Source organism: Sediminicola luteus (assembly GCF_002514735.1).
Lineage (GTDB): Bacteria > Bacteroidota > Bacteroidia > Flavobacteriales > Flavobacteriaceae > HQA918.
In genome coordinates this window covers 995383-1007386 of sequence record NZ_KZ300476.1, presented here as the reverse complement: position 1 = coordinate 1007386, position 12004 = coordinate 995383, and the positions used below count along the sequence as shown (strand labels likewise).

Sequence of the window (12004 nt, the reverse complement as noted above, 5' to 3'; positions counted from 1 at the left end):
GTATTAAAGGTACGATGGATTCCTTTTATTAAGATGTGCAAAGTTGATAATTCAAAAAAGATGCCAAAACAAGGGAAGGAGTTAGTAAGGGAGCCGACCAAGCCAAATATGATGCGATGGTTACCTATGTTGTTTTTTGTCTTTGGGATGCTTCAAGGCATACAGGCCCAGACCGATACCTTGTTGGAACAAGCTGAGGTGTACGCCCAAAAAAATGAATGGCGACAGGTGGCAAAAATTTATGAGGAACTCTTGGAAGATGAACCCGAAAATGCAGTCTATTGGTATCGATATGGTGGTGCTTTGGCCAAAAGGGCCCAGTCGGGTAGCAAGCTTTGGGCACTGACCTATTTGGGTACCATGGAGAATGCTTTTAACATGGCCGTTGCATTGGATCCTAAAAACCGGGAAGCACGTTGGGCCTTAATCGATTTCTATGTGTCGGTGCCTGGTTTGGTGGGCGGCAGTTTCGAGAAAGCCATGCAACAGGTTGAAGCTTTGATGGCCATATCGCCTATGGAAGGCCATTTGGCCAAAAGTTATGTGTACGAGTACGAAGAAGAGGAACAATTGGCCCAAGACGAGGCCGAGTTGGCCTATCGGTTGTTAAAGCAATATGGCCCCATAAAAAGAAATGCCATCCGCTATCAAATAGGTAAGATCGGGGCGCTTTATGGTATAGATCCGGCTCAGGGAAAAGAACAGTTGCAAGTTTATATGGCGAACTATTCGGTTTATGATGGGGTGCCTTTGGCGTGGGCCTATTTTCGTATGGCACAATTGTATGATTGCTTAAAACAACCCGATTTGGCCCTAGACTGGTGTAATAAGGCCCTACAGAAAGCACCCAGATTAAAACCTGCCCAAGAATGGTTGGCGCAACATAGGGCAAAAAAGTGAATGTGAATGCTGCTGGGTTGTCCTATCTTTGTTTGATATAATTGGCATTTATGCGCGTACATTTTATTGCCATTGGGGGTAGTGCCATGCACAACCTCGCTTTGGCCCTACACCAGAAAGGATATACCGTTAGCGGAAGCGACGATGTTATTTTCGAACCTTCTAAAAGCCGACTAGATGCAAAAGGTTTATTGCCTGACAGCTTTGGTTGGTTTCCCGAAAAAATCCATGTCGATCTCGATGCGGTTATTCTGGGCATGCATGCCAAACCCGACAATCCCGAACTGGCCAGGGCCCAAGAGTTGGGGTTGCCCATTTACTCCTATCCAGAGTATTTGTACGAACAATCTAAAGACAAGACCCGGGTGGTCATAGGTGGTAGCCATGGCAAAACCACCATAACCGCAATGATTCTGCATGTGCTGGACTATTGCGGTATGGATGTAGATTATATGGTTGGGGCGCAGCTCGAAGGCTTCGATACCATGGTAAAACTGACTTCCGACAACGATTTTATAGTACTCGAAGGCGATGAATACCTGTCTTCGCCCATAGACCGTAGGCCAAAGTTTCATTTGTACAGGCCCAATATCGCTTTGATCAGCGGTATCGCTTGGGACCATATCAATGTGTTTCCCACTTTTGAAAATTATGTAGAGCAGTTCTCCATTTTTACCGACAGTATCGTAAGAGGGGGTAGCGTAACTTATTTTGAGGGCGATCCCGAGGTTAAAAAGGTAGTGGAAAGTTCGGAGAATCAGATTCGAAAGTTTCCTTACACATCTTTGTCGCACACCATTGAAAATGGTAAAACCTATTTGGAGACCGAGGAAGGTCCGGTGCCCTTAGATGTATTCGGCCAACACAACCTTTCGAATATGGCCGGGGCCAAATGGATATGTCAGCATATGGGCGTGGACGAGCTCGATTTTTACGAGGCTATTTCCAGTTTTGCAGGCGCCTCGAAACGGTTAGAGAAACTGGCAGAAACGGAGTCATCGGTTTTGTACAAAGATTTTGCCCATGCCCCCTCGAAGGTAGCCGCCACGGTTACCGCGGTGCGGGAACAATATACAGACCGTAATCTGATCGCCTGTTTAGAGCTACACACCTATAGCAGTCTCAATGCCGATTTTATAGGCCAATACAAAGACAGCTTAAATGGAGCCGATGTAGCCGCGGTATTCTATTCCCCCGAAGCCTTGGCCATTAAAAAAATGGATCCGATCAGTCCCGAAACGATAAAAGAGGCTTTTGGGAATACCAATCTACAGGTATTTACCGAACCTAACTCATTTAAGGAATTCGTTTATGGCCAAAGTTTTGGAAATGCTGCGGTGTTATTGATGAGTTCCGGAAATTATGGCGGACTGGATCTCAATGCCTTGGCCCAAGAGGTGGAAAAGTCTTAGCGGAAGTATCGATTCAGAATAGCACTTACCTGACTGTGGTAAGCGGGGCCAAAAAGGTTCAGGTGTACCAATAAATAATACAACTGGTATAGGTCTATATATTCTTGTTCTGCCAGTGGTGTTGGAATTATTTCGCGATAGGCCTGGTAGAACGAAGGGCCAAAACCACCGAACAAGCGGCTCATGGCCAGATCCACTTCATTATGTCCGCGATAATGCGAAGGGTCTATTAAATAGGGCGTACCGCTATTGCTTATCAAGAAATTACCACCCCAAAGGTCACCATGCAGTAGGGAAGGGGTAATGTCTTTGAACAAATCAGCACAGAATTTATCCAAACGTTCTTGTTTTGGTAATTCGGAAATCCCCAATAATTTGTTCGATACCGCCATTTGCAATTGGGGCCATATCCTTTCGTTGATGTAAAAATCTGCCCAATGGGTGTGTTTACGGTTCGATTGGGGTAAACTCCCTATAAAATTGTCAGATGCCGCACCAAAGTCATTTCGGCACTCGGCAGTGTGTAAAGCGGCCAGATTATGGCCCAACTTTTCGAAATCGGAGGGTTCAGGCTTTTTTGATTCGATATACTCCAAAACTAAAAACGGCTGGGCGCCAATGCGCTCCAAGGCAATGACCTTGGGGATGGCTATGGTTTGGGTGGTATTTAATGCATGTAGTCCTTCGGCTTCTGTTTGTAGTAGAGCCAAAGAATCCGGATGGGGGCTGGTCTTCAAGAAATAACGACCGTTTTTCCCAACTAACAGAAAAGCTTGGGTGGTGTCGCCACCAGAAAGGGGTGTGGCAACTAATTGCGGTTCCCCCAAAATATCCTTAAGTCTGTCCAAAGCTTTTTCCATAAGGCAATATAGCGAGAATACCCACAGTGGTATTGGTTTCCCATGGTTTTATCGGATTTTACAAGCCCTTGGTAGAGTAGGGTCGGTACCCGGGCTTTGGTATTGTATATTGAAATATGTGTGCGAAAGAATCCTTTTCCATAAAACAGTGGGCAACAGACGATAAACCGCGGGAAAAACTGATGGATAAAGGCAGAACGGCCCTTTCCGATGCCGAACTATTGGCTATTTTATTGGGGTCGGGCAATGCCCAGGAGAGTGCCGTGGGTTTGGCGAAGCGCATATTAGCATCCGTAAACAACGATTTAAACCAATTGGCCGTACTCAATCTCGAGCAATTCATGCGGTTTAAAGGTGTGGGGTCGGCCAAGGCGGTCACTATAGCGGCGGCCATGGAATTGGGAAGGCGCCGGCGCGAAACCGAACATAAAACCCAAGTTAAGATAAGCAGTAGTAGTTTGGCCTTTTCTCTGTTGGCTCCTTTTTTAGAAGATTTGGCCCATGAAGAGTTTTGGGTGGTATACCTCAATCATGCCAACCGGCCCATACGCACCGAAATGGTGAGTAAAGGTGGCATTTCCGGTACCCTGGTCGATGTTAGGGTGGTATTGCGAAAGGCCTTGGAATACGGTGCGGTTGGACTTATATTGGCCCATAACCATCCGTCGGGTACTTTAAGTGCCAGTACCCCGGATCAAGAACTCACCGATAAAATAAAATTGGCGGCCTTGGCCATGGATATTAAAGTGCTCGATCACCTTATTGTCGGACAGAAAGGTTATTTTAGCTTTGCAGACGAAGGCCTGTTATAGCTACCTGATATGTTACTGATCTATAGCCAAAAAATCACTCCACGTTTTCGATATGTAGCCAACCATATTTTCGGCAGGTTAATGGGCGTAGATATCGTCTTTGCTACCAAAGTAGAGGAGTTCGTAAAACATTCCGGTCCCAAGATTACGTATGGTAAACAACCTTTGCAGAACGAATTCTTTATACAAAGCTATGGGCTATTGGACGAGCAAGGGATAAATGATCATAGTATAAAAATGACTGATTGGGAAGGTTTGCCCACTTTTTTTAAGCTTGAGGACCGTAGTGATCTACCCTTCGATATTTTTTCGGCTACTTTTTATTTATTGAGTAGGTATGAAGAGTATTTACCCCATGTAAAAGATGGTTTTGGTCGATTTCCGGCCAGTGCTTCCGTAGCTTTTAAACACGGATTTTTAGAGTTGCCCTTGGTAGACCTTTGGGCCCAACGGTTCAAATCCGTTTTGCTTGATCGTTTCCCCGAAATGATAACCAATAAACGGACTTATGTGTTTTGTCCCATAATAGATGTGACTACTTCCCATAAATATGCTTTTAGGGGCTTGTTACGGGGAGCTGGTGGTTTTATGGGCGATGTAGTTACCCTAAAACTGGGTAGTGCCCTAAGGCGTATTTTGGTAGTGCTGGGTATTCGCAAAGATCCTTATGACAATTTCGATGCTTTGATCCGTATGCAGAAAGATTCGCCCAGTAGGTTGATGTTCTTCTTTCAGTTTGCGGCGTTTTCCCAGTTCGATAAGAACGTATCGGTCTATAATCAACGATTTAAAAACCTGATCAAGTCCGTAGCCGATTATGCCATTGTATCCTTGGCAAGTTCCTTTGCCTCATTCGACGATTTGGAGACCTTGAAACTAGAAAAAAAGAACCTGTCGAATGTGTTGCATCGGGTGGTGAAATTCTCCCGTTTACGTTACAATAGGGTAGAGGTGCCCGGTAGTTACAGGCAGTTGGTAGGCGCCGAGTTTACCGACGATTATAGTATGGGCTATACCCATGCCCCGGGTTTTAGGGCGGGTACCTGTAGCCCATTTTATTTTTATGATATCAATCAAGAAATCCAACAACCCATCCGTATCCACCCTTTTGCTTTGCACGATTATGCCCTTTTGGCTTGTAAAGATCTGGCCGATATGCAATCTACCTTAAAGCGGTTGTATGATCAGGTTGTTGCGGTACACGGAGAGTTCGCGATAGTGTTTTCAAATGAATTGATTGGCGGTGCCCGGGCCAATGAATGGAAGGCTGTAGTGGCCAAAAGTCTAAAAATATTCCATGGATAACCCGATAACTGACGTATTTTTCGATTTAGACCATACCCTATGGGATTTTGAGCGGAACTCGGCCCTAACTTTTGAAAAGATATTCAAACAACGTGGTTTAAGCATTGGACTAACCGAATTTCTAGAGGCTTATACCCCCATTAATATGGCTTATTGGAAATTGTATAGGGAAGAGAAAGTTAGTAAACCGGAGTTGCGATATCAACGATTAAGAAAAAGTTTCGATACAGTCGGAGTGTCGGTAAGTGATACTGTCATTGATGGTTTAGCGGAAGACTATATTATCCATTTGGCCGATTTTAACCACCTATTCCCGTATACCGATACTATTTTAGAATATTTAAAACCCAAATACAACTTACATATTATTACCAATGGGTTTACGGAAATCCAAAGTAAGAAAATGTCAAAATCGGGTATACGGCATTACTTTGACCAAATCATAGATTCTGAAACAGTCGGGGTTAAAAAGCCGAATCCGTTGATTTTTAATGCAGCACTTGACAAGGCCGAGACCACCGCAGCAAGTTCCATTATGATCGGCGACAACCTAGAGGCCGATATCCAAGGGGCAAGAAAGGTGGGTATGCAAACCCTTCATTTTAATGTACATAACGACGAACCCCATGTACACGGCCCTATAATTAACGGTTTGCATGAAATAAAACAATACTTGTAGAGTTATACATACTATACCGATTTCATGGTTAGATTGGTATGAGGCCCATTACCCAAAACTGGACCCCAACAGAAGCTGATAACATGAAAATGAAGCGTCTTTTATGTATGGCCCTAGTTCTGCCCCTACTGTACCTATCTTCTTGTACAGAGGAAATCGATACCGATCAATGGGATCAACTACGGGTTGCACCTACCTTAACCGCCAGTATTTTATATTTAGAATCTACAGAGACCTTGATCAATGCGAGTCCTGGCAATGAGTTTTATGCACAAACTTTGGGTTTCGAGCCTTTTTCAGAACCCTATGTGGCAGAAAGATTGGTTGAAGGTAGTATAACTTATGAATTAGAAAATACCACAAGCAAGCCGTTAAGTATAACACTGGAGTATTTAGATGCAGATGGCAATGTTTTGGATACCGAACTTTTCGTGGTACCCGCCCAACCTACACCGGTTTTGGTGCGTGAGGTTAATTATGGCACCACAGGTAAACCCCTGTCCATATTGCTGAACACCACCGAGATCAGGGTGAGTGCCCTAAACTTGGGCGATAATAGCAGTGTTTCCCCAGAGCCAGACCCCAAAGTAAAATTTAGAACGGCGGCCGAGTTCACCATAAACCTTAAAGAAGGATGAGGTATACATTCGTGTGTATAGGCCTGCTTTTTGGCCTGCTCGGTTATGGGCAAAATCGGCAGTTATTGTACGATTTTCGAGAGATTCCCCAATCCAATCTGGTAAACCCTGGTGTAGCCATTCCGCACGATTGGTATGTGGGTGTGCCCTTGCTTTCCAATATTGCGATAAATGCAGGTTCTAATGGGGTAAGTGTATATGATATCTTTGCCGAAGACGGAGTTGACATCAATGACAAGATTCGTGAGAAAATGGTTTTTGGTATGGGGATCAAAGACGAGTTGAGTGGTCGTTTTCATATAGATTTGATCAATTTCGGATTCAAGAGTAAAAAAGATCCCAGTTTGTTTTTTTCAGGAGGCATGTATCTAGATGGTGATGCCATTGGTTATTGGCCGGCCGATTGGGCCTTATTAGGTTTTGAGGGTAATGCCGATTATATAGGTAAACGGTTTGACCTGGACCATATAAAAACCCGAGGTGAGTTTACCAATGTCTTCCATTTTGGGGTGAACAAGCAATGGAAGCCCAATTTGATCGTAGGGGCCAGGGCCAAAATCTATTCGGGGATTTTCAATTTTTCCTCCACCAACAATTCCGGTTATTTTGTTACTACTGAAGGTGAACGTAATATATTGGCCAGTACCTTGGTAGCCGATGCCATTATCCGTTCTTCTGGTATCGACGAACTTTTAGATGATGCCAATGAAGACCAGATAGGTTCAATACTTACTAAAAGGGCTCTTTTTGGGGGCAATTTAGGGTTTGGGGTAGATTTGGGCTTTACCTATTATCTAGATCAACAGACCACGTTTACCGCAAGTCTGTTGGATTTGGGTTTTATGTACAACAATACCGATGTAAAAAGCTTTAGTCTTAAAGGAAGTAGTACGGTAGAAGGGGTAGAGATTATTCTACCGGATGCCTTACAGGATCCTGATGCCGATTTTTGGCAAGATCTAATCGATAGGGTAGAGGAAGAGATTCCTTTCGAGGAAAAGAATAGTGGCTATATAACCTTTAGGCCTACCATATTAAATGCCTCTATACGTCGCGATTGGGGGCAAATCGGAGACCGAGTAGCCAGTTGCGATTGCGATTGGCGTACCAATGGCGGCGGCGATACCAAAACCATGTATGCCAATGCCGTGGGTGCCCATGTTTATGCCATTAACCGACCTCGTGGACCACAAACCGCATGGACCCTTTTCTATCAACGTAATATTACGACAGGGTTTTCACTAAAGGCCACCTATACTGCCGATAAGTTTACCTATACCAATGTAGGGGTGGGTATGTCGCTGAAACTGGGCCCGGTTCAGGCCTATGTTTTGGCCGATAACCTGTTGGCCTATCGCAATTATGCCGATACCAATTATGCTTCTTTACAATTAGGGGTGAATGTACTATCTTGGGCGAAATAAGAATTTTTGGAAAAGAAACTAAACGGCACATGGCATGGTGTTTGTTTCTTTTTCGCCTAAAAGACACCTATGAAAGCGAAAGCAGTGATACTTCTAATGACGCTATTGGGAGCCGTACAGGTTAAGGCTCAGTTGAATGAGTATAAGTATATTATTATTCCCAAGACATTGGCCGAGTTCAATAAGCCCAATAAGTACCAAACCAGTACTTTGTTAAAACATTTGTTTACTACCAATGGTTTTACGGCTGTTTACGAAGATCAGATGCCCGAAGAATTGGTAGATAACCGTTGTATGGGCCTAAAAGCCGATTTAGATGATAGCTCGAACCTTTTTACCATAAAAGGCGCCATTGTATTAAAAGATTGTCGGGACCAAGAGGTTTTTAGGGGTGCCGAGGGTAAAACCAAGGAGAAAGATTTTAAGCTGGGCTATCGCGAGGTTATGCAAGAATCTTTTGCCACCATTATGGCGCTGAACTATAAGTATGAGGCAACTAAAGGGAAACAAGCCAAAGAAGGGAAAAACCCCACCACCCTTAATTTTAAAGGTGATGTAAAAAATGTCTCGGGAGAGGCTGTAGCCGCTACCGCAGCCACCACAACATCTGTAGCGAATGCCGTAGGTTCAGAGAAAGCTGTTTTGGACAAACACCAAGCGCCAATGGCCAAACAGAAAGCTACTTTAGAAGAGCAATCTTATGAACAGCCATTAAAAGAAGCAGGGGAACTCAAAAACGTACCTGCCCAAGTTGCAGAGGTAAAGGTTGCCGGTAAAACCTTATATGCCCAACCCATTGAGGGTGGTTATCAATTAGTAGATAATACCCCGAAAATTGTATGCAAACTTACCGAAACTTCCTTGCCCGATGTATATTTGGCCCAGGGTGAAGGGGTGTCAGGCATGGTTCGTAAAGTAGATGGCCAATGGGTTATGGAATACCAAAAAGATGGGAAAACCCATAAAGAAGTAATGAAAATAAAGTTCTAATATTTCAGAATCGACACTATAGGGCTCTTTTCCTAATTGGAAGGGGGCTTTTTTATTTTCTAAAAACCGTACTTATCCTTCCAACGTTTTTTAAGAAAATCGCGTAGTGCATTTTCCCGGGCATTGTTTCCGGGCTCATAAAAGCTAGTGCCGCTAATAGCTTCTGGTAAAAACTCTTCTAAGGCAAAGTTGTCCTTATGGTCATGGGCATATTGGTACCCTTTACCATAACCAAGTTCTTTCATTAGTTTGGTCGGGGCATTCCGTAGGTGGATGGGTACGGAAAGGTCTCCGGTTTGTTTAACCGTTTGTTGGGCTTTGCCAATAGCCATATAACTTGCATTGCTTTTAGGCGAAGTGGCCAAATAAATGGCACATTGGCTTAATATAATGCGTGATTCCGGGAACCCTATGGTACTAACCGCCTGAAAGGTGTTGTTGGCAATCACCAAGGCGGTCGGGTTGGCCATGCCTATGTCTTCTGAGGCCGAGATAAGTAACCTTCGGGCAATGAATTTCACATCTTCGCCCCCTTCGATCATACGGGCCAACCAATATACGGCCCCGTTGGGGTCGCTACCCCGAATGGCCTTGATAAACGCAGAAATAATGTCATAGTGCTGTTCTCCGGTCTTATCGTAAAGTACCGTATTCTGTTGCACTTTAGATAGAACCATCTCGTTGGTGATGACTACCGTATCGGAAGCCTCAGCGTTGACCACCAGTTCAAAAACGTTAAGCAGTTTTCTGCCATCGCCCCCTGAGATTCGTAAAAGGGCTTCCGTTTCTTTTAGACTGATTTTCTTGTCCTTTAATTGGTCATCTTGGGCTATGGCCCGGTGTAATAAGGCCTCGAGGTCTTCCCGTTCAAAAGGGTTTAGAATATAGACTTGGCAGCGTGATAAAAGTGCGGGAATAACCTCAAAACTAGGGTTTTCCGTGGTGGCGCCAATTAAGGTGACCCAACCTTTTTCTACGGCCCCTAATAAAGAGTCTTGTTGCGATTTACTGAACCTATGGATCTCGTCTATAAATAGTACCGGACCTTTAGCACTGAATAAGCCTCCACTGTTTTTGGCCTTTTCTATAACCTCGCGTACATCTTTAACACCACTACTTATGGCACTGAGGGTATAAAACGGCCTTTGGCTCTCGGTTGCCATAATATTTGCCAAAGTCGTTTTACCCGTACCTGGAGGCCCCCAAAGTATAAGGGAAGGTAAAATGCCTCTTTTAATCTGTTGGGTAAGCGAACCCCCAGGGCCAACCAAATGTTGTTGGCTAATATAGTCTTCCAGTGATTTTGGACGTACGCGTTCGGCTAATGGGGCATTCATAGTATTCGGTCCTATAGTTAAATAAGATAGGGAAGATTAGAAAAATCTAGCCCGCCTGCCGAAGGCAGGATTATCGGGTAAAAATACGCCAATATGCCATGAACCACCAATTGGAACGGAAATTGAGTTTGATTATATAAATTTAAACCATGGAAAAGAAACAAGGTTTTGGTTTTTCCAATAAGGTGTTGGTGGTACCAATGGTCTTGGTTATAACCATTTGGTCGGTGTTCTGGATGGAGCTGGCCCTTGGAGTCGATTTGGCATGGTGGGGCGTAAAACCTAGAACGTTTTCCGGTTTAAAAGGTGTGTTAACCTCTCCTTTTGTACATGGTTCGTTAGAGCATTTGTATAACAACTCTTTGCCATTGATCGTACTTTCTGCGGCCTTGGTATTCTTTTATAGGCCTATTTGGCACAAAGTACTTTTTTGGGGTTGGCTGGGCAGTGGTATGTTAACGTGGGTTATTGGTAGGGACTCGTTCCATATCGGGGCCAGTGGCGTTATCTATATGCTGGTGAGCTTTATTTTTTTTAAAGGAATCCGTCAAGGAAACTTTAGGCTGGTGGCACTATCGCTTATGGTGGTCTTTTTATATGGCAGTATGTTCTGGTATATGTTCCCTATTGAGGAAGGCATTTCTTGGGAAGGGCATTTAGCAGGTTTTATTACCGGTTTTGTTTTAAGTCGTTGGTTGGATGTTCAAGTAGACGAGCCCAAGAAGTTTGCTTGGGAAAAAGAAGATTACCAAGAGGAAGAAGATCCCTTTATGCGCCAATTCGATGAAAACGGCAACTTTTTTGAAATACCAAAGCCAGAAACGGAGGAGGTTGAATTTCGATATGTGTATAAGCCCGAAGAAGAGTAGGGGGTTAAGCCTTTCTCTGTCTAACCACTTCGTAAAGGAATACGCCACAAGCCACGGAAACGTTTAATGAACCAATAGGGCCTTGCATGGGCAATTTGGCCTTATGGTCAACCGATTTTAAAACTGAAGGCGAAATACCTTTGCCTTCGGCTCCCATTACGATGGCCGTGCCCGACGCCATTGGGACTTCGTATAGGTCATTCTCAGCTTTTTCGGTAGCGGCGATTACCGATATACCAGAAGCCTGCAACAGGAAAATAGCATCTTTAAGATGGGTAGTTTTGGCAATGGGTACTTGAAAAACGCCCCCTGCCGAGGTCTTAATGGTGTCCGCGGTAATAGGCGCACTTCCGGTCTGTGGCAAAATAATACCATGTACACCGGTACACGAAGCGGTACGGATTATGGCACCCAGGTTACGTACATCGGTTACTTGATCCAACAATAGGAACAAAGGTTTTTCTTGGCTACTACAAACTTCGTCTACCAAATTCTCTAGATCTACCAGGGTTATGGGCGAAATACTGGCTACCACCCCTTGATGGTTCATTTTGGTAAAACGATCCATACGTTCTTTGGGCACGTAAGACAGTTTAAGGTTCTCTTTACGGGCCAAGGTCTCCAATTCTTTGTACAACGGACCTTTAAGGCCTTTTTGCATAAATATTTTATCGATTGATTTACCCGCGGTAATGGCTTCGATAACCGCCCTAAGGCCAAAGATTTGTTCTGTTTGTTGCATGGGGTAAAGGTATTCAAAAAGAAAATCGCCAAGAAA

General features: G+C 44.2%; 12 protein-coding genes. 9 read left to right on the top strand and 3 right to left on the bottom strand.

What is annotated here, in order from left to right; all coding sequences use genetic code 11:
* The first annotated feature begins 108 nt into the window (after nucleotides 1-108).
* Together B7P33_RS04175 and B7P33_RS04170 are read left to right on the top strand one after the other, a co-directional pair.
* Nucleotides 109-900: a tetratricopeptide repeat protein gene (locus B7P33_RS04175; RefSeq protein ID WP_141402385.1), complete on the top strand. Its 792-nt coding sequence runs from the start codon at nucleotides 109-111 to the stop codon at nucleotides 898-900.
* A gap of 50 nt (nucleotides 901-950) precedes the next feature.
* Nucleotides 951-2312, top strand: a complete 1362-nt coding sequence (locus B7P33_RS04170; RefSeq protein WP_097440668.1) for a UDP-N-acetylmuramate--L-alanine ligase — start codon at nucleotides 951-953, stop codon at nucleotides 2310-2312.
* On the opposite strand, the gene B7P33_RS04165 is transcribed toward B7P33_RS04170, so the two are convergent.
* Nucleotides 2309-3172: a fructosamine kinase family protein gene (locus B7P33_RS04165; RefSeq protein ID WP_097440667.1), complete on the bottom strand. Its 864-nt coding sequence runs from the start codon at nucleotides 3170-3172 to the stop codon at nucleotides 2309-2311. The genes B7P33_RS04170 and B7P33_RS04165 overlap by 4 nt on opposite strands.
* Before the next feature lie 116 nt (nucleotides 3173-3288).
* Here B7P33_RS04165 and radC point away from each other — a divergent pair, with 116 nt between their 5' ends.
* The 6 genes from radC to B7P33_RS04135 all read left to right on the top strand — a co-directional run bounded on the left by radC (nucleotide 3289) and on the right by B7P33_RS04135 (nucleotide 9020).
* The gene (gene radC, locus B7P33_RS04160) at nucleotides 3289-3984 is read left to right on the top strand and encodes a RadC family protein (RefSeq protein ID WP_097440666.1); all 696 of its coding nucleotides are present in this window, start codon (nucleotides 3289-3291) and stop codon (nucleotides 3982-3984) included.
* 9 nt (nucleotides 3985-3993) lie between these two features.
* Complete coding sequence (locus B7P33_RS04155) at nucleotides 3994-5289, top strand: polysaccharide deacetylase family protein (RefSeq protein WP_097440665.1); 1296 nt, start codon at nucleotides 3994-3996, stop codon at nucleotides 5287-5289.
* Nucleotides 5282-5968 carry a YjjG family noncanonical pyrimidine nucleotidase gene (locus B7P33_RS04150; RefSeq protein WP_097440664.1) on the top strand — a complete coding sequence of 229 codons (687 nt, stop codon included), beginning with the start codon at nucleotides 5282-5284 and terminating at the stop codon, nucleotides 5966-5968. Before B7P33_RS04155 ends, B7P33_RS04150 begins: the two co-directional genes overlap by 8 nt.
* Before the next feature lie 89 nt (nucleotides 5969-6057).
* Entirely contained in the window at nucleotides 6058-6606 is a 549-nt protein-coding gene (locus tag B7P33_RS04145; protein WP_245871641.1) for a hypothetical protein, read from the top strand.
* Nucleotides 6603-8030: a DUF5723 family protein gene (locus tag B7P33_RS04140; RefSeq protein WP_097440663.1), complete on the top strand. Its 1428-nt coding sequence runs from the start codon at nucleotides 6603-6605 to the stop codon at nucleotides 8028-8030. Before B7P33_RS04145 ends, B7P33_RS04140 begins: the two co-directional genes overlap by 4 nt.
* 69 nt (nucleotides 8031-8099) lie before the next feature.
* The gene (locus B7P33_RS04135; RefSeq protein ID WP_097440662.1) at nucleotides 8100-9020 is read left to right on the top strand and encodes a hypothetical protein; all 921 of its coding nucleotides are present in this window, start codon (nucleotides 8100-8102) and stop codon (nucleotides 9018-9020) included.
* 59 nt (nucleotides 9021-9079) lie between these two features.
* On the opposite strand, the gene B7P33_RS04130 is transcribed toward B7P33_RS04135, so the two are convergent.
* Nucleotides 9080-10357, bottom strand: coding sequence for a replication-associated recombination protein A (locus B7P33_RS04130; protein WP_097440661.1), 1278 nt, complete (start codon nucleotides 10355-10357; stop codon nucleotides 9080-9082).
* A gap of 149 nt (nucleotides 10358-10506) precedes the next feature.
* Between B7P33_RS04130 and B7P33_RS04125 the strand changes: the two genes are divergently transcribed.
* The gene (locus tag B7P33_RS04125) at nucleotides 10507-11226 is read left to right on the top strand and encodes a rhomboid family intramembrane serine protease (RefSeq protein ID WP_097440660.1); all 720 of its coding nucleotides are present in this window, start codon (nucleotides 10507-10509) and stop codon (nucleotides 11224-11226) included.
* Nucleotides 11227-11230: 4 nt separating this feature from the next.
* On the opposite strand, the gene rlmB is transcribed toward B7P33_RS04125, so the two are convergent.
* On the bottom strand, nucleotides 11231-11968 hold the full coding sequence (gene rlmB, locus B7P33_RS04120) for a 23S rRNA (guanosine(2251)-2'-O)-methyltransferase RlmB (RefSeq protein ID WP_097440659.1): 738 nt from the start codon (nucleotides 11966-11968) through the stop codon (nucleotides 11231-11233).
* Between the last annotated feature and the right edge of the window lie 36 nt (nucleotides 11969-12004).

What these genes read in the sequence shown, in the direction of transcription:
- B7P33_RS04130 (WP_097440661.1), bottom strand. Translation starts at nt 10,357, where the DNA reads ATGAATGCCCCATTAGCCGAACGCGTACGTCCAAAATCACTGGAAGAC.
- B7P33_RS04140 (WP_097440663.1), top strand. Translation starts at nt 6,603, where the DNA reads ATGAGGTATACATTCGTGTGTATAGGCCTGCTTTTTGGCCTGCTCGGT.
- B7P33_RS04165 (WP_097440667.1), bottom strand. Translation starts at nt 3,172, where the DNA reads ATGGAAAAAGCTTTGGACAGACTTAAGGATATTTTGGGGGAACCGCAA.
- radC (WP_097440666.1), top strand. Translation starts at nt 3,289, where the DNA reads ATGTGTGCGAAAGAATCCTTTTCCATAAAACAGTGGGCAACAGACGAT.
- B7P33_RS04170 (WP_097440668.1), top strand. Translation starts at nt 951, where the DNA reads ATGCGCGTACATTTTATTGCCATTGGGGGTAGTGCCATGCACAACCTC.
- B7P33_RS04145 (WP_245871641.1), top strand. Translation starts at nt 6,058, where the DNA reads ATGAAGCGTCTTTTATGTATGGCCCTAGTTCTGCCCCTACTGTACCTA.
- B7P33_RS04150 (WP_097440664.1), top strand. Translation starts at nt 5,282, where the DNA reads ATGGATAACCCGATAACTGACGTATTTTTCGATTTAGACCATACCCTA.
- B7P33_RS04155 (WP_097440665.1), top strand. Translation starts at nt 3,994, where the DNA reads ATGTTACTGATCTATAGCCAAAAAATCACTCCACGTTTTCGATATGTA.
- B7P33_RS04125 (WP_097440660.1), top strand. Translation starts at nt 10,507, where the DNA reads ATGGAAAAGAAACAAGGTTTTGGTTTTTCCAATAAGGTGTTGGTGGTA.
- B7P33_RS04135 (WP_097440662.1), top strand. Translation starts at nt 8,100, where the DNA reads ATGAAAGCGAAAGCAGTGATACTTCTAATGACGCTATTGGGAGCCGTA.
- rlmB (WP_097440659.1), bottom strand. Translation starts at nt 11,968, where the DNA reads ATGCAACAAACAGAACAAATCTTTGGCCTTAGGGCGGTTATCGAAGCC.
- B7P33_RS04175 (WP_141402385.1), top strand. Translation starts at nt 109, where the DNA reads ATGATGCGATGGTTACCTATGTTGTTTTTTGTCTTTGGGATGCTTCAA.